Origin of the sequence: Aminobacter aganoensis, from assembly GCF_014206975.1 — a bacterium.
Taxonomy (GTDB): domain Bacteria; phylum Pseudomonadota; class Alphaproteobacteria; order Rhizobiales; family Rhizobiaceae; genus Aminobacter; species Aminobacter aganoensis.
On sequence record NZ_JACHOU010000001.1, the window covers coordinates 56,827 to 74,515 of the forward strand.

The window sequence follows — 17,689 nt, forward strand, 5'->3', positions numbered from 1 at the left end:
CCATGACAAGACTCCGTTGTGCCCGGAGGCTACGGCTTCCGCCCGGTGGAAGGTCAAGGGCCGCGCTGCTTGCGTAGCCGGTCAGCCAGCCGAATGTGTCAGCCGAGGAATTTCCGCGCGGCGTAGAGCGACACTGCCGCCGCGTTCGACACGTTGAGCGAATGGATCGCACCCGGCATGTCGAGGCGCGCCAGTGCCGTCACGGTCTCGCGCGTCTTCTGCCGCAGGCCCTTGCCCTCGGCGCCGAGCACCAGTGCCAGCTTGTCCCCGGCAAAGCTCTTTTCGAGCTCCGCCGGGCCTTCCGAATCAAGCCCGATGGTCTGGAAGCCGGCCTCGTGCAATTCGCCCAGCGCGTCGGCCAGGTTGCGCACCTCGATCAGGTCGATGTGCTCGAGCGCGCCGGATGCCGATTTGGCGAGCACGCCGCTTTCGTGCGGGCTGTGGCGCTGCGTGGTGATCAATGCCCCTGCGCCGAATGCCACGGCCGAGCGCATGATGGCGCCGACATTGTGCGGGTCGGTTACCTGGTCGAGCACTAGGATCAGTGGCGAATCGCCCAGCGCCGACAGCGCCTTCGATTTCAGCGGTTCGGCCTCGATCAGCACGCCCTGGTGGACGGCGTCGGTGCCGGTGATCTTGTCGATCTCCTTCGGCTCCACCACTTCGGTGGCAAAGGGCAGGGCACCGAGATCGGCAATCTCCAGCCTTTCGGCGGCGTTGCGGGTGATCAGCATGCGCCGGATCTTGCGGCGTGGATTGTCGAGCGCCGCACGCACCGTGTGCAGGCCATAGAGCCGCACAAGCCCGTCGGGAGCGTTCTCGCCGGGCGGCAGCGGACGCTTGGGCCTGAATGCAGGTGCGCCACCTGCCTTCTGGTCGCGAAAGGTGCGGCGCAGCTTGGCGTAGTGGCTGTCCTTGGGTGTTCCGGGCTTTTTTGTATCGTTCATGCGCCTGCTATAGCGGCACGGCCTGGCTTTGGATACGGCCCGTTAGTCGGCGCTTCGAATATTCCGCATGAAATCGCGCGCTGTCGGTTGACAGGCCAAATCCTTGTCGCCATAAGCCCACGCAGATTTCGGGGCGAGGGCGCTTTGCCCAGAACCGGGATCGAAAAATGCCTCGTAGCATGGCTCCGGCAAGCAGTTGGAGGAGTGCCCGAGTGGTTAAAGGGGACGGACTGTAAATCCGTTAGCTCAGCTTACGTTGGTTCGAATCCAACCTCCTCCACCACTGCCGGCCCGGAAGCCATTAAGCGCATGGCCTCGAAAGGTGAGTTCATCTTTCGGCAAGGAACATGCGCGAAGGTGAATGCCAGAGCGTCCTTCGCTCCTGAACAGGCGCGCGGCGCTCAGGGCGCGGGTATAGCTCAATGGTAGAGCAGCAGCCTTCCAAGCTGAATACGCGGGTTCGATTCCCGCTACCCGCTCCAGAGCATCTCCGCCAGGCGAGAAGCCTTTTATTTCTATCCGCTTGTTCCCATATGTGCGTCCTGCACTGAAAGAGTACCGTCGCTTTTGGGCCTGACCTTGGCGTTTGGGCAAAAGGCGCTTGTCTTTTTCGGCCTTTATCGGTAATCGCCCCGCATCCGACCGGAACCAAGGTCCCGATGCCCAAGGAAAGAGACAATGGCTAAAGGTAAATTCGAGCGTAACAAACCTCACGTGAACATTGGCACGATTGGTCACGTCGACCACGGCAAGACGTCGCTGACGGCGGCGATCACGAAGTTTTTCGGCGAGTTCAAGGCCTACGACCAGATCGACGCAGCGCCTGAAGAGAAGGCCCGCGGCATCACCATTTCGACGGCGCACGTCGAATACGAGACGCCGGCCCGCCACTACGCTCACGTCGACTGCCCCGGCCACGCCGACTATGTGAAGAACATGATCACCGGTGCCGCCCAGATGGACGGCGCGATCCTGGTGGTTTCGGCTGCCGACGGCCCGATGCCGCAGACCCGCGAGCACATCCTGCTCGCCCGTCAGGTCGGCGTTCCCGCCCTGGTGGTGTTCCTCAACAAGGTCGACCTGGTCGACGACGCCGAGCTGCTCGAACTGGTCGAGCTCGAGGTGCGCGAGCTGCTGTCGAAGTACGAGTTCCCCGGCGACGACATCCCGATGGTCAAGGGCTCGGCCGTTGCTGCGCTCAACGATTCGGACAAGAAGATCGGCGAAGACGCGATCCGCGAGCTGATGGCGGCTGTCGATGCCTACATCCCGACGCCTGAGCGTCCGATCGACCGTCCGTTCCTGATGCCGATCGAAGACGTGTTCTCGATCTCGGGCCGCGGCACGGTCGTCACCGGCCGCGTCGAGCGCGGCATCGTCAAGGTCGGCGAGGAAGTCGAGATCGTCGGCATCAAGGCGACCTCGAAGACGACGGTCACCGGCGTCGAGATGTTCCGCAAGCTGCTCGACCAGGGCCAGGCGGGCGACAACATCGGCGCGCTGATCCGTGGCGTTGGCCGTGAAGACGTCGAGCGCGGCCAGGTGCTGTGCAAGCCGGGTTCGGTCAAGCCGCACAAGAAGTTCGTGGCTGAAGCCTACATCCTGACCAAGGAAGAGGGTGGCCGTCACACGCCGTTCTTCACCAACTACCGTCCGCAGTTCTATTTCCGCACGACGGACGTGACCGGCATCGTGTCGCTGCCGGAAGGCACCGAGATGGTCATGCCCGGCGACAACATCACCGTCGACGTCGAGCTGATCGTGCCGATCGCCATGGAAGAGAAGCTCCGCTTCGCCATCCGTGAAGGCGGCCGCACCGTCGGCGCCGGCATCGTCGCTTCGATCAAAGAATAATCGACGTCTCACCGTCGAATGCATGAAGGGCGGCCTCCGGGCCGCCCTTTTTGTTTGGCCGGTACTGATTGCAGCCGTGTCCGTTGCGGCGAATATGCAAGTGCTCAATTCGTATCGTTGGGGACGGTACAGCAGACGCCAAGTCTTGCTTGTGGCATTGATCATCATCCTTCCTTTCAAATTCTTGTTGGCAGCTGCAGCAGAACCGGTGGGCGAAATCGATCTGCCGATGAAGATTGTCCGCAGCAGCAATCCGACCTGTGAACCGGTATGCCGGCAATGGACATGTGCACGCGGGGCGCTCGTCCCTGGCACGCCGAAGGCCTTCGCGCGGTTCCTGAGGACGATTGGAACAAGGCGCCTGCCTGTCGTCATTCGCTCGCCTGACGGTGACGCTGGCAGGTGGTATCAAGCGACCGGTCCGTCCAGCGATCTATGTCGGCGTTCACCCGATCACGACCACCTAAACCAAGGAAAAAGTTCGCTACCGGGAAAAGTACCGGATGGTGAAGGGTAAGAAGCGGGTGATCGAAAAGAAGGTCGACAGCTGCAAGTAGACGAAGCTGCGTGCATCCGCCGCCTGCTCCCGCGGCCTTGGCGGCAATCCCGCGATCGCCGGCATGACATCGAAAGCACTTGGCGGATGCTACATCGCGCAGGTGAGGGCGCTTGCGCTGCGCCTCGTGCAATTCCGGCTGTGAATGTTCGAAGCATCGCGCATTGCGCTCTTTACAGACGGCGTGGAAATCCTTAGGAAGCCGGTGCTGCGCAGCTGATGCGCGGCGACAAGTACGGGCATAGCTCAGTTGGTAGAGCGGCGGTCTCCAAAACCGCAGGTCGTAGGTTCGAGCCCTGCTGCCCGTGCCAGTCTTGCCAGAATTCGCTAATTCAGGCATAAAGACTTCTATAGCCGGAACGGGACGACTGGATGGTCTCGACGCGGCGCTCAAACATGGTACGGGTTCCTGCCACTTGCGTGGAAAGAGAATCGGCTCTATGTAGGCGAAACAGACACGCGGCGCGTGGAGCTGGGGATCCGGCTTTACGCGTCCGAATTGCATGGGCGGAATGTTTGCGCTGATTCGCGCGGATTGCCTGCCGTGCAGCGGCATCTCCCGGTCACGGGATCATCCAGAAGTCCGGTCAACGGACGTTGAAAGCAGAGCGGCACATGGCGAAAACCACGAACCCCTTCACCTTTCTGCAGCAGGTAAGGTCGGAAACGGCGAAGGTTACGTGGCCCTCACGTCGCGAGACGATGATCTCCACTGTCATGGTGCTCGGATTTGCCGTTATCGCGATGATTTTCTTTTTTGCCGCAGACCAGCTGATGGCATTCGCTGTCGAGCAGATCCTGGGCATTGGCCGCTAAGGCTGCGAATACGGAGAATTCCCTGAAATGACCGCGCGCTGGTACATCGTCCACGCCTATTCGAACTTCGAAAAGAAGGTCGCCGAGGACATTGAGCACAAGGCCAAGCAGAAGGGCCTGAGCGACCAGATCGAGCAGATCGTCGTTCCGACCGAAAAGGTTGTCGAGGTTCGCCGCGGCCGCAAGGTCGATGCCGAGCGCAAGTTCTTCCCCGGCTATGTGCTCCTGAAGGCCCATCTCAGCGACGCCGTTTTCAGCCTTGTGAAGAACACCCCGAAGGTCACTGGTTTCCTTGGCGATTCGAAGCCGGTGCCGATCACCGAGGCCGAGGCCCAGCGCATCCTGAACCAGGTCCAGGAGGGCGTCGAGCGTCCCAAGCCTTCGGTCACCTTCGAGATCGGCGAGGCGGTGCGCGTTTCCGACGGTCCGTTCGCCTCGTTCAACGGTTTCGTCCAGGAAGTGGACGAGGAGCGTGCGCGCCTCAAGGTGGAAGTTTCGATCTTCGGGCGCGCCGTGCCTGTCGATCTCGAATTCGGTCAGGTCGAAAAGGGCTGATCGAGGCGCCCGCCGCCGGTTCCGGTGGTGGGCAGTGCCGGGCGCATGCCTGGCGCAAGCATGGTGGGAGATGAGGCGGCTTAGCCGGTCGTCTTCTTCGCACCACCGAACTGCAACCGCCGGCTTGGCCGGCATGAAACAAAGGCAGGAAAGAGATGGCTAAGAAAGTTGCGGGCCAGCTCAAGCTTCAGGTTTCCGCGGGTTCGGCGACGCCGTCGCCCCCGATCGGACCGGCGCTTGGTCAGCGTGGCATCAACATCATGGAGTTCTGCAAGGCGTTCAACGCGCAGACCCAGGAGCTCGAGAAGGGGTCGCCGATCCCGGTCGTGATCACCTATTACCAGGACAAGTCGTTCACCTTCGTCATGAAGACGCCGCCGGTGGCCTACTTCCTGAAGAAGGCAGCCAACCTCAAGTCGGGCTCGAAGGAGCCGGGCAAGATCAAGGCTGGCGAGATCAGCAGCGCCAAGGTGCGCGAGATCGCCGAAGTCAAGATGAAGGACCTGAACGCGAACGACATCGAAGCCGCCATCAAGATGGTCGAAGGCTCGGCTCGTTCGATGGGCCTGGAAGTGGTGGGCTGAGATCATGGCTAAGATTGCAAAGCGCGTTTCCAAGTCCCGCGAAGGCATCGATGCGAACAAGGCTTATGGCCTTGGCGAAGCACTCGAGCTTCTGAAGGCCCGTTCGTCGGTCAAGTTCGACGAGACCATCGAAGTCGCCATGAACCTCGGCGTCGACCCGCGCCACGCCGACCAGATGGTCCGCGGCGTCGTCAACCTGCCGAACGGCACGGGCCGCACGGTTCGCGTCGCTGTGTTCGCACGCGATGCGAAGGCTGACGAAGCCCGCGCAGCCGGTGCCGACATCGTCGGTGCGGAAGACCTCGTCGACATCGTCCAGAAGGGCCAGATCGACTTCGACCGCTGCATCGCCACCCCCGACATGATGCCGCTGGTCGGCCGTCTCGGTAAGGTGCTCGGCCCGCGCGGCATGATGCCGAACCCGAAGGTCGGCACCGTGACCACCGACGTCGCAGCAGCCGTCAAGGCTTCGAAGGGCGGCGCTGTTGAGTTCCGCGTCGAGAAGGCCGGCATCATCCACGCCGGCGTCGGCAAGATCTCGTTCGACGTCAAGGCGCTGGAAGAAAACGTCCGCGCCCTCGCGGATGCGGTCAACAAGGCCAAGCCGACCGGTGCCAAGGGCGTCTACGTCAAGAAGGTGTCCCTCACCTCGACGATGGGCCCAGGCCTCAAGCTCGACCTCGCGACGCTCGCAGCGTCCTGATAAGTTGATATTGGATCGGCCGTTAAAGGCTTGATCCTGAAAAAGAATTCCGGGCTTCCGAGCCCGGATTTTCGGAAGTTGGAAACAGCTTTCGAAAATCCTGTCCGAGATTGCAGGCGGTCCAGGTGACCCTTGGTCCTTAATTCGAATGGGCCTGCATGAGACGGGTGAAGACCAGACAAAGGAGCTTCGGCTCCAATGAAAGGTTCGAACCGTGTTTGCCTTTTGTCTGCGCATCGCGCCGGGCCGCAAGCCCGTCAGGTGTGGCGAAAGGGGGCAGGATCCTCGAGCGCCGTTCGGGTGATCTGGAATTTCTGGATTGGCCGCCCGGCAAAAGGCAACCCGACCGCTCACCCCGCAAATGGGAGGCGGTCAACTGGAGATAGGCAGTGGACAGAGCGGAAAAACGCGAACTCGTCACGGGCCTGAATGACGCGTTCTCGAACGCAGGTTCAGTCGTCGTGGCCCACTATGCCGGTATCACCGTCGCGCAAATGAACGATCTTCGCGTGAAGATGCGTCAGGCCGGCGGCACCGTCAAAGTCGCGAAGAACCGTCTCGCCAAAATCGCTCTTCAGGGCACGGAATCCGAAAGCATCATCGATCTGTTCAAGGGACAGACGCTTGTTGCCTATTCGGAGGATCCGATTGCAGCGCCGAAGGTCGCGTCCGACTTCGCCAAGACCAATGACAAGCTTGTCATCCTTGGTGGTTCGATGGGCACGACCTCGCTCAACGCCGACGGAGTCAAGGCTTTGGCCGCGCTTCCGTCGCTCGACGAGCTGCGTGCAAAGCTGGTTGGCATGATCGCCACCCCGGCTACCCGGATCGCCCAGATCGTCAATGCGCCGGCGGCTTCGGTCGCGCGCGTCATTGGCGCTTATGCCCGGAAGGACGAGGCGGCATGAGGCCGTTCCTCGCTATCATCAACACACGTTCGAACTGATTGAAGGAATAGTAAAATGGCTGATCTCGCAAAGATCGTTGACGACCTGTCGGCCCTGACCGTCCTCGAGGCGGCTGAGCTGTCGAAGCTCCTCGAAGAGAAGTGGGGCGTTTCGGCTGCTGCTCCGGTTGCAGTCGCTGCTGCTGGCGGCGCTGCTGCTGCTCCGGCTGAAGAGAAGACCGAGTTCGATGTCATCCTGGCAGCTGCCGGCGACAAGAAGATCGAAGTCATCAAGGAAGTCCGCGCCATCACCGGCCTGGGCCTCAAGGAAGCCAAGGACCTCGTCGAAGGCGCTCCGAAGCCGATCAAGGAAGGCGTCTCGAAGGCTGACGCCGAGAAGCTCAAGGCTCAGCTGGAAGCAGCTGGCGCCAAGGTCGAGCTTAAGTAAGCTCACGGTTTCGGTGGGCGGCCACGTTGCCGCCCACCGGCTCCCGTGACCCGGGGGATTGTCGGGAACCTATTTCCTGAGGGCCGCAAGCGGCTTTCAGGAAACGGGTTTTCTCCCGTTTTGGATAGGCCGCCGCCGAGGCGGCGCGCATGCAAGGTGAGCCTTAGCGACGCTCACCCCAAGAAAGGCAGCAAGGAGCGACGATGGCCCAGACCCAGACTTTCAATGGCCGCAGACGCGTACGCAAATTCTTCGGAAAGATCCCTGAAGTTGCGGAGATGCCGAACCTGATCGAGGTTCAGAAGGCATCTTATGACCAGTTCCTGATGGTGGACGAGCCCAAGGGCGGTCGTCCCGACGAAGGGCTGCAGGCCGTTTTCAAGTCGGTCTTCCCGATCTCCGACTTCTCCGGCGCTTCGATGCTGGAGTTCGTCAAGTACGAGTTCGAAGCACCGAAGTTTGACGTCGACGAGTGCCGTCAGCGCGACCTGACGTTTGCTGCGCCGCTGAAGGTGACGCTGCGCCTCATCGTGTTCGATATCGACGAGGATACCGGCGCGAAGTCGATCAAGGACATCAAGGAGCAGGACGTCTACATGGGCGACATGCCGCTCATGACGTCCAACGGCACCTTCATCGTCAACGGCACCGAGCGCGTCATCGTTTCGCAGATGCACCGCTCGCCCGGCGTCTTCTTCGATCACGACAAGGGCAAGTCGCACTCGTCGGGCAAGCTGCTGTTCGCCGCCCGCGTCATTCCCTATCGCGGTTCCTGGCTCGACATCGAGTTCGATTCCAAGGACATCGTCCACGCCCGTATCGACCGCCGCCGCAAGATCCCGGTGTCGTCGCTGCTGATGGCGCTCGGCATGGATGGCGAAGAGATCCTGTCGACCTTCTACAACAAGATCACCTACAAGAAGTCGGGCGACCATTGGCGCATCCCGTTCTCGGTCGAGCGCTTCAAGGGTCTGAAGGCTGTCGGCGATCTGGTTGACGCCGACACTGGCGAGATCGTCGTCGAAGGCGGCAAGAAGATCACCGCACGCCAGGCTAAGCAGCTTGCCGAGAAGGGCCTCAAGGCCATCAAGGCGACCGAAGACGACCTGTTCGGCAGCTATCTTGCCGAGGACATCGTCAACTACGCCACCGGCGAGATCTTCCTCGAAGCCGGCGACGAGATCGACGAGAAGACGCTCAAGGTCCTGCTTTCGACCGGCGAAGAGGAAATCAACATCCTCGACATCGACCACATCAACGTCGGTGGCTACATCCGCAATACGCTGGCGGTCGACAAGAACGAGAGCCGCCAGGACGCGCTGTTCGACATCTATCGCGTCATGCGCCCGGGCGAGCCGCCCACCATCGACACTGCCGAAGCGATGTTCAACTCGCTGTTCTTCGACAGCGAGCGCTACGACCTGTCGGCAGTCGGTCGCGTCAAGATGAACATGCGTCTCGAACTCGACGCCGAAGACACCGTTCGTGTCCTGCGCAAGGAAGACATCCTTGCCGTGGTCAGGACGCTTGTCGAGCTGCGCGACGGTAAGGGCGAGATCGACGACATCGACAATCTCGGCAACCGCCGCGTCCGTTCGGTCGGCGAGTTGATGGAGAACCAGTACCGCGTCGGTCTGCTGCGCATGGAGCGCGCGATCAAGGAGCGCATGTCGTCGATCGAGATCGACACCGTCATGCCGCAGGACCTGATCAACGCCAAGCCGGCCGCGGCCGCCGTGCGCGAGTTCTTCGGTTCTTCGCAGCTGTCGCAGTTCATGGACCAGACCAACCCGCTGTCGGAGATCACCCACAAGCGTCGTCTTTCGGCGCTTGGACCTGGTGGTCTGACCCGCGAGCGCGCTGGCTTCGAAGTCCGCGACGTGCATCCGACGCACTATGGCCGTATCTGCCCGATTGAGACGCCGGAAGGCCCGAACATCGGTCTGATCAACTCGCTCGCCACCTTTGCCCGCGTCAACAAGTACGGCTTCATCGAGAGCCCGTACCGCAAGATCGTCGACGGCAAGTTGACCAACGAGGTCGTCTATCTCTCGGCTATGGAAGAGGCCAAGCACTTCGTCGCCCAGGCCAACGCCGAGCTCGACAAGAACGGCCACTTCGTCGACGAGTTCGTCATTTGCCGTAACGCCGGCGAAGTGATGATGGCGCCGCGCGAAAACGTCGACCTTATGGACGTTTCGCCGAAGCAGATGGTGTCGGTCGCTGCCGCGCTGATCCCGTTCCTGGAAAACGACGACGCCAACCGCGCTCTGATGGGCTCGAACATGCAGCGTCAGGCCGTGCCGCTGGTGCGCGCCGAGGCTCCGTTCGTTGGTACCGGCATGGAGCCGATCGTCGCCCGTGACTCCGGCGCTGCCATCGGCGCCCGCCGCGGCGGCATCGTCGACCAGGTCGACGCGACCCGTATCGTTGTCCGTGCGACGGAAGATCTCGATCCGGGCAAGTCCGGTGTCGACATCTACCGCCTGATGAAGTTCCAGCGTTCGAACCAGAACACCTGCATCAACCAGCGTCCGCTGGTTCGCATGGGCGACCGGGTCAACAAGGGCGACATCATTGCCGACGGTCCGTCGACCGAGCTCGGCGATCTGGCGCTCGGCCGCAACGTGCTCGTCGCGTTCATGCCTTGGAATGGCTACAACTACGAGGACTCGATCCTGCTCTCCGAGCGCATCGTGGCCGACGACGTCTTCACCTCGATCCATATCGAGGAGTTCGAGGTCATGGCGCGCGATACGAAGCTCGGGCCTGAGGAAATCACCCGCGACATTCCGAACGTCTCGGAAGAAGCGCTGAAGAACCTCGACGAAGCCGGTATCGTCTACATCGGCGCGGAAGTTCAGCCGGGCGACATCCTGGTCGGCAAGATCACGCCGAAGGGTGAAAGCCCGATGACGCCGGAAGAAAAGCTTCTGCGCGCCATCTTCGGTGAAAAGGCGTCCGATGTCCGTGACACCTCCATGCGCATGCCGCCCGGAACCTACGGCACCATCGTCGAAGTTCGTGTCTTCAACCGCCACGGCGTGGAGAAGGACGAACGCGCCATGGCGATCGAGCGCGAGGAAATCGAGCGTCTCGCCAAGGACCGTGACGACGAGCAGGCGATCCTCGACCGCAACGTCTACAGCCGCCTGAGCGACATGCTCATCGGCAAGGACGCGATTGCCGGACCGAAGGGCTTCAAGAAGGGCTCGACGCTCGCCAAGGAGACGCTGGACGACTATCCGCGTTCGCAGTGGTGGCAGTTCGCCGTCGAAGACGAGAAGATGCAGGGTGAGCTCGAAGCTCTGCGCGGCCAATACGACGACTCCAAGAAGCAGCTCGAACAGCGCTTCATGGATAAGGTCGAGAAGGTGCAGCGCGGCGACGAGATGCCGCCCGGCGTCATGAAGATGGTCAAGGTCTTCGTCGCGGTGAAGCGCAAGATGCAGCCCGGCGACAAGATGGCCGGCCGTCACGGCAACAAGGGTGTCGTGTCGCGCATCGTTCCGGTCGAGGACATGCCGTTCCTCGAAGACGGAACGCATGCCGACATCGTGCTGAACCCGCTCGGCGTGCCGTCGCGCATGAACGTCGGACAGATCCTCGAAACCCATCTCGGCTGGGCTTGCGCCGGCATGGGCAGGAAGATCGGCGAGATGATCGATGCGTATAAGGCTGCCGGCGACATCAAGCCGCTGCGCGAGACCATCGAGAGCATCATTCCGGCCAATGACCGGAACGAGCCGGTTCGCAACTACGACGACGAGAGTGTCGTTCGCCTTGGCGAGCAGATGCGTCGCGGCGTCTCGATCGCGACCCCGGTGTTCGACGGTGCGCACGAGGCTGACATCAACGAGATGCTGGAGCAGGCGGGCCTGCACACGTCCGGTCAGTCGCAGCTGTATGACGGACGTACGGGCGAGCCGTTCGACCGCAAGGTGACGATGGGCTACATCTACATGCTCAAGCTTCACCACCTGGTCGACGACAAGATCCACGCTCGTTCGATCGGACCGTACTCGCTCGTTACCCAGCAGCCGCTGGGCGGCAAGGCGCAGTTCGGCGGTCAGCGCTTCGGCGAAATGGAGGTCTGGGCACTCGAAGCCTATGGCGCCGCCTACACGCTGCAGGAAATGCTGACGGTGAAGTCGGACGACGTGGCCGGCCGTACCAAGGTCTACGAGGCGATCGTGCGCGGCGACGACACGTTCGAAGCGGGCATCCCCGAGAGCTTCAACGTTCTCGTCAAGGAAATGCGCTCGCTGGGCCTCAATGTCGAATTGGAGAACACCAAGATCGACGAGACCGCGCATCGCCTGCCTGACGCGGCAGAGTAAGCACCAAAGGCGCGCCGCGGGATTTTTCCCGCGGCGTCGCCGCAGAGCATGATCCCCAAGGGTGGGTGCCGGTTTCGGTCGAGATCATGCTCATTTGTTGAGAATTCTTCGGCTATGGGCCGACACAGCTGGCGGGCGCTCTGGTCCGCACACGATGACAAGGGGCTTTCGAGGGCCCCGAAAAGGAGAACGGCATGAACCAAGAGGTCATGAATCTCTTCAACCCTCAGGCGCCTGCGCAGGTGTTCGATTCCATCCGGATTTCGCTCGCCAGCCCTGAGAAGATTCTGTCCTGGTCGTTCGGCGAGATCAAGAAGCCGGAGACGATCAACTATCGTACCTTCAAGCCGGAGCGCGACGGCCTGTTCTGCGCGCGCATCTTCGGCCCGATCAAGGACTACGAATGCTTGTGCGGCAAGTACAAGCGCATGAAGTACAAGGGCGTCATCTGCGAAAAGTGCGGCGTGGAAGTCACGCTGTCGCGCGTTCGCCGCGAGCGCATGGGCCACATCGAGCTCGCCGCACCCGTCGCCCACATCTGGTTCCTGAAGTCGCTGCCGAGCCGTATCGGCACGCTGCTCGACATGACGCTCAAGGATATCGAGCGTGTCCTGTACTTCGAGAACTATATCGTCACCGAGCCCGGCCTGACCGCGCTGAAGGAGCACCAGCTCCTGAGCGAGGAAGAGTACATGCTCGCTGTTGACGAGTATGGCGAGGACAGCTTCACCGCCATGATCGGTGCCGAAGCCATCCACGACCTGCTTGCCAGCATGGACCTGGAGAAGATCGCAGGCGACCTGCGCTCGGAACTCGCCACGACGACGTCGGAACTCAAGCAGAAGAAGTATCTCAAGCGCCTCAAGGTGGTTGAGAACTTCATGGAGTCCGGAAACCGTCCCGAGTGGATGATCATGAAGGTCGTGCCGGTGATCCCGCCGGACCTGCGCCCGCTGGTCCCGCTGGATGGCGGCCGCTTTGCGACCTCCGATCTGAACGATCTCTATCGTCGCGTCATCAACCGCAACAACCGCTTGAAGCGTCTGATCGAGCTCCGCGCGCCGGGGATCATCATCCGCAACGAAAAGCGCATGCTGCAGGAAGCCGTCGACGCATTGTTCGACAACGGCCGCCGCGGCCGCGTCATCACCGGCGCCAACAAGCGCCCGCTGAAGTCGCTGTCCGACATGCTCAAGGGCAAGCAGGGTCGCTTCCGCCAGAACCTGCTCGGCAAGCGCGTCGACTATTCCGGCCGTTCGGTCATCGTGACCGGTCCGGAGCTCAAGCTGCACCAGTGCGGCCTGCCGAAGAAGATGGCGCTCGAGCTGTTCAAGCCGTTCATCTATGCCCGCCTCGACGCCAAGGGTTACTCCTCGACCGTCAAGCAGGCCAAGAAGCTGGTCGAGAAGGAAAAGCCGGAAGTCTGGGATATCCTCGATGAGGTCATCCGCGAGCATCCGGTCCTGCTCAACCGCGCGCCGACGCTGCACCGCCTGGGCATCCAGGCCTTCGAACCCACCCTGATCGAAGGCAAGGCCATCCAGCTGCACCCGCTCGTCTGTACGGCCTTCAACGCCGACTTCGACGGCGACCAGATGGCTGTCCACGTTCCGCTGTCGCTCGAGGCTCAGCTCGAAGCACGCGTGCTGATGATGTCGACCAACAACATCCTGCACCCGGCTTCCGGCGCGCCGATCATCGTGCCGTCGCAGGACATGGTTCTCGGTCTCTACTACCTCTCGATCGTCAACCAGAACGAGCCGGGCGAGGGCATGGTGTTTGCCGACATGGGCGAACTTCAGCACGCGCTTGAGACCAAGGCAGTCACCCTGCACGCCAAGATCAAGGGTCGTTTCCGCACGGTCGACGCCGAAGGCAACGTCGTGTCCAAGATTCACGACACGACCCCGGGCCGCATGATCATCGGCGAACTGCTGCCGAAGAACGTCAACGTGCCGTACGACACCGCAAACCAGGAGATGACCAAGAAGAACATCTCCAAGATGATCGACACCGTCTACCGCCACTGCGGTCAGAAAGAGACGGTCATCTTCTGCGATCGCATCATGGCTCTCGGCTTCGCTCACGCCTGCCGCGCCGGCATCTCGTTCGGCAAGGACGACATGCTTATTCCTGACACGAAGCACGGCCTAGTCGAACAGACCGAAGCGCTCGCCAAGGAATACGAGCAGCAGTACAACGACGGCCTGATCACCCAGGGCGAGAAGTACAACAAGGTCGTCGACGCCTGGGCCAAGTGCTCGGAAAAGGTCGCCGACGAAATGATGGCCCGCATCAAGGCGGTGGAGTTCGAGGACAACGGCCGTCAGAAGCCGATGAACTCGATCTACATGATGTCGCACTCCGGCGCGCGCGGTTCGCCCACCCAGATGCGTCAGCTCGCCGGCATGCGCGGCCTGATGGCCAAGCCGTCGGGTGAAATCATCGAGACGCCGATCATCTCGAACTTCAAGGAAGGCTTGACCGTTCTTGAATACTTCAACTCGACCCACGGCGCCCGCAAGGGTCTCGCGGATACCGCTCTTAAGACGGCAAACTCCGGCTACCTGACCCGTCGTCTCGTCGACGTGGCGCAGGATTGCATCGTCAACTCGGTTGATTGCGGCACTGAAAAGGGCCTCACCATGCAGCCGATCGTCGATGCCGGCCAGGTGGTTGCTTCGCTCGGCATGCGTATCCTCGGCCGCACCTCGCTCGACGACATCAACCATCCGGTGACTGGCGACCTGCTGGTCAAGGGCGGCACGCTGATGGACGAGCGCGACATCGAGGTGATCGAGAAGGCTGGCGTGCAGTCGGTTCGCATCCGCTCGGCCCTGACCTGCGAAGTCAAGGTCGGCGTCTGCGCGGTCTGCTATGGTCGCGACCTAGCACGCGGTACCCCTGTCAACCAGGGCGAAGCTGTCGGCGTCATCGCCGCGCAGTCGATCGGCGAGCCGGGCACGCAGCTCACCATGCGTACCTTCCACATGGGCGGTACCGCTCAGGTGGTCGACAGCTCGTTCCTCGAAGCTTCGTATGAAGGCAAGGTCGAGATCCGCAACCGCAACGTCGTCCGCAATTCCGACGGCAATCTCGTGGTGATGGGCCGCAACATGGCGATCCTGATCCTCGACGAAGCCGGCAAGGAGCGGGCCACGCACCGCGTCACCTATGGTTCGCGTATCTTCGTGGACGATGGCGACAAGGTGAAGCGCGGCCAGCGTATCGCCGAGTGGGATCCCTATACCCGTCCGATCCTCACCGAAATCGAGGGCCGCGTGGCCTTCGAGGATCTGGTCGACGGCATTTCCGTTCAGGAAACGGCCGACGAATCGACCGGCATCACCAAGCGTGAGGTCATCGACTGGCGTTCGACCCCGCGCGGTTCGGATCTCAAGCCTGCGATGGTGATCCAGGACTCCAAGGGCAAGGTCGGCAAGCTGTCGAAGGGCGGCGATGCTCGCTTCCTGCTCTCCGTCGAGGCCATTCTCTCGGTCGAACCGGGTGCCCAGGTCCGCCCCGGCGACGTGCTGGCGCGTATCCCGATGGAAAGCGCGAAGACCAAGGACATCACCGGCGGTCTGCCGCGTGTGGCCGAGCTCTTCGAAGCCCGTCGTCCGAAGGATCACGCCATCATCGCCGAGATCGATGGTACGGTTCGCTTCGGCCGCGACTACAAGAACAAGCGCCGCATCATCATCGAGCCGCATGACTCGACGCTTGAGCCGGTCGAATACCTGATCCCGAAGGGCAAGCCGTTCCATCTCCAGGACGGCGATGCCATCGAGAAGGGCGACTACATCCTCGACGGCAATCCGGCGCCGCACGACATCCTGGCGATCAAGGGCGTGGAAGCGCTTGCTTCCTACCTCGTCAATGAAATCCAGGAAGTCTACCGGTTGCAGGGCGTGTCGATCAACGACAAGCACATCGAGGTCATCGTCCGTCAGATGCTGCAGAAGGTCGAGATCACCGCACAGGGCGACTCGATCTACATCCCGGGCGATCATGTCGACGTCATCGAGTTCGACGAGGTCAACGATCGCCTGATCGAGGAAGGCAAGAAGCCTGCCGAAGGTCAGCCGGTTCTGCTCGGTATCACCAAGGCATCGCTGCAGACGCCGTCCTTCATCTCGGCCGCTTCCTTCCAGGAGACGACCAGGGTGCTGACCGAGGCTGCCGTCGCCGGCAAGACCGACATGCTGCAGGGTCTCAAGGAAAACGTCATCGTCGGCCGCCTCATCCCGGCCGGTACGGGCGGTATGATGAGCCAGATCAGGCGCATCGCCACCTCGCGTGACGAACTGATCCTCGACGAACGCCGCAAGCTTTCGGGCGCGGAAGTCGCCGAGCCGATCCTGACCGACATGGTCAACGCCGCTCAGTAGGAGCGCCGTCCGACAGGACTAGGAAAGGGGGCTGCGGCCCCCTTTTTCGTTGCCACGGCAAAGGCTTCCCGGAACTGGGCAGCCACGCCCGGGCATTTGACATCCCGCGCCCACGAAAATAGCCTCCTCCTTGCAGTGCCTTCAGCCCTGAAAGGAGTGCCCGATGACCGACGTCCCAGGCAACGCGACAGGACAGGCGGTATCGGTGGAGCCAAGTCTCCATCGGGTCATGGGGCCCTGGCTTCTTCTTCTCTTCATCGTCGGCGACATCCTGGGCACCGGCATCTACGCCCTGACCGGACAAGTGGCGAAGCAGGTCGGCGGCGTGGTCTGGCTGCCGTTTCTGGTTGCCTTTGTCGTCGCCCTCATCACGGCCTTCAGCTATCTCGAGCTGGTGACCAAGTACCCGAAGGCGGCAGGGGCCGCCCTTTACGCCCACAAGGCGTTCGGCATCCATTTCATCACCTTTATCGTCGCATTCGCGGTGATGTGCTCAGGCATCACCTCGGCCTCGACGGCCTCGCGTGCCTTTGCCGCCAACCTGTCGGGCGCCTTCGACCTCGGCCTCACCGGGACCTACGGCATCACGCTCATCGGCCTGGCATTCATGGCGGTCGTTGCCGCCGTGAACTTTCGCGGCGTCGGCGAAAGCGTCAAAGCCAATGTCGTGCTGACATGTGTCGAGTTCACCGGCCTGATGATCATCATCGTCATCGGCCTTTGGGCGATCGGAGCAGGCGAAGGCGACGTCTCCCGCATTACGCAGTTTCACGCCGCTCCCGACCGCAGCGCCTTCTGGTCGGTGATCGCCGCGACCACGCTCGCCTTCTTCGCCATGGTCGGTTTCGAGGACTCGGTCAACATGGCCGAGGAATGCAAGGACCCGACCCGGATCTTCCCGAAAGTCCTGCTGACCGGATTGCTGATCACCGGGGTGATCTATGTGCTGGTATCCATCTCGGCGATCACGCTGGTGCCACCGGAACAGCTGGGCGAGGGCGAGACCCCGCTGCTCAAGGTGGTCCAGGCCGGCGCGCCGAATTTTCCGGTCGAGATCTTCGGCTTCATCACCATGTTTGCGGTTGCCAACAGCGCCTTGATCAACATGCTGATGGCGAGCCGGCTCGTCTATGGCATGAGCCGCGAGCATGTGCTGCCGCAGGTGCTCGGCAAGGTCCATGCGACGCGCCGCACTCCTTACATAGCGATCGGGTTCACCACCTTGCTCGCCTTCGCGCTGATCACCTTCGTCGGGGAGGTTCCGGCTCTCGGCGGCACCACGGCGCTGCTATTGTTGTGCGTCTTCACAGTCGTCAACATCGCCGTACTGGTGTTGCGCAAGGACAGGGTCGGACACGATCATTTCCGGACGCCGACGCTGCTTCCGATCCTGGGAGCGGTGGCTTGCGCGTTCTTCGCCGGACCGTGGACCGGGCGGGACCCAGTTCAATACAAGATCGCCGGCGTCCTGATCGGTATCGGCGTGGTCTTGTGGTTCGTGACGGTAATGGTCAACCGCGCCACCGGCCAAAGGCCCACCGAACCTGAAATGGCAGACATCGGCGGGGCAGGGCCGGTCAACTGACCGGGCGCGTATCAGGCGCATGCG

Annotated in this window: 11 protein-coding genes and 3 tRNA genes; 13 read left to right on the top strand and 1 reads right to left on the bottom strand. The window is 61.9% G+C overall.

Features of this window, described 5'->3' with window-relative positions:
* Positions 1–98: 98 nt before the first annotated feature.
* The gene (gene rlmB, locus GGR00_RS00260) at positions 99–947 is read right to left on the bottom strand and encodes a 23S rRNA (guanosine(2251)-2'-O)-methyltransferase RlmB (RefSeq protein ID WP_055973835.1); all 849 of its coding nucleotides are present in this window, start codon (positions 945–947) and stop codon (positions 99–101) included.
* A gap of 198 nt (positions 948–1,145) precedes the next feature.
* On the opposite strand from rlmB, the gene GGR00_RS00265 reads away from it, so the two are divergent.
* The 13 genes from GGR00_RS00265 (at position 1,146) to GGR00_RS00325 (ending at position 17,665) form a co-directional block, all read left to right on the top strand.
* A tRNA-Tyr gene (locus GGR00_RS00265) sits at positions 1,146–1,230 on the top strand.
* 125 nt (positions 1,231–1,355) lie between these two features.
* Positions 1,356–1,429, top strand: a tRNA-Gly gene (locus tag GGR00_RS00270).
* A 196-nt stretch (positions 1,430–1,625) separates the two neighbouring features.
* Entirely contained in the window at positions 1,626–2,801 is a 1,176-nt protein-coding gene (gene tuf / locus GGR00_RS00275; RefSeq protein ID WP_184117332.1) for an elongation factor Tu, read from the top strand.
* 791 nt (positions 2,802–3,592) lie between these two features.
* A tRNA-Trp gene (locus GGR00_RS00280) sits at positions 3,593–3,668 on the top strand.
* A gap of 304 nt (positions 3,669–3,972) precedes the next feature.
* Positions 3,973–4,173: a preprotein translocase subunit SecE gene (secE, locus tag GGR00_RS00285; RefSeq protein WP_055973830.1), complete on the top strand. Its 201-nt coding sequence runs from the start codon at positions 3,973–3,975 to the stop codon at positions 4,171–4,173.
* Between the two features lie 27 nt (positions 4,174–4,200).
* Positions 4,201–4,728 (top strand): transcription termination/antitermination protein NusG, encoded by a 528-nt coding sequence (nusG, locus tag GGR00_RS00290; protein WP_055973827.1) that lies wholly within the window; start codon positions 4,201–4,203, stop codon positions 4,726–4,728.
* Between the two features lie 155 nt (positions 4,729–4,883).
* Positions 4,884–5,312, top strand: a complete 429-nt coding sequence (gene rplK / locus GGR00_RS00295; RefSeq protein ID WP_055973823.1) for a 50S ribosomal protein L11 — start codon at positions 4,884–4,886, stop codon at positions 5,310–5,312.
* A 4-nt stretch (positions 5,313–5,316) separates the two neighbouring features.
* Positions 5,317–6,015, top strand: a complete 699-nt coding sequence (rplA, locus tag GGR00_RS00300; protein ID WP_184697046.1) for a 50S ribosomal protein L1 — start codon at positions 5,317–5,319, stop codon at positions 6,013–6,015.
* A gap of 389 nt (positions 6,016–6,404) precedes the next feature.
* Complete coding sequence (rplJ, locus tag GGR00_RS00305) at positions 6,405–6,923, top strand: 50S ribosomal protein L10 (RefSeq protein ID WP_055973817.1); 519 nt, start codon at positions 6,405–6,407, stop codon at positions 6,921–6,923.
* A gap of 54 nt (positions 6,924–6,977) precedes the next feature.
* Entirely contained in the window at positions 6,978–7,349 is a 372-nt protein-coding gene (gene rplL / locus GGR00_RS00310) for a 50S ribosomal protein L7/L12 (RefSeq protein ID WP_055973815.1), read from the top strand.
* A gap of 203 nt (positions 7,350–7,552) precedes the next feature.
* Positions 7,553–11,689, top strand: a complete 4,137-nt coding sequence (rpoB, locus tag GGR00_RS00315) for a DNA-directed RNA polymerase subunit beta (protein ID WP_055973812.1) — start codon at positions 7,553–7,555, stop codon at positions 11,687–11,689.
* A 194-nt stretch (positions 11,690–11,883) separates the two neighbouring features.
* Positions 11,884–16,080, top strand: coding sequence for a DNA-directed RNA polymerase subunit beta' (gene rpoC, locus GGR00_RS00320; protein ID WP_055973809.1), 4,197 nt, complete (start codon positions 11,884–11,886; stop codon positions 16,078–16,080).
* 163 nt (positions 16,081–16,243) lie between these two features.
* Entirely contained in the window at positions 16,244–17,665 is a 1,422-nt protein-coding gene (locus tag GGR00_RS00325; protein WP_184697048.1) for an APC family permease, read from the top strand.
* Positions 17,666–17,689: the final 24 nt, after the last annotated feature.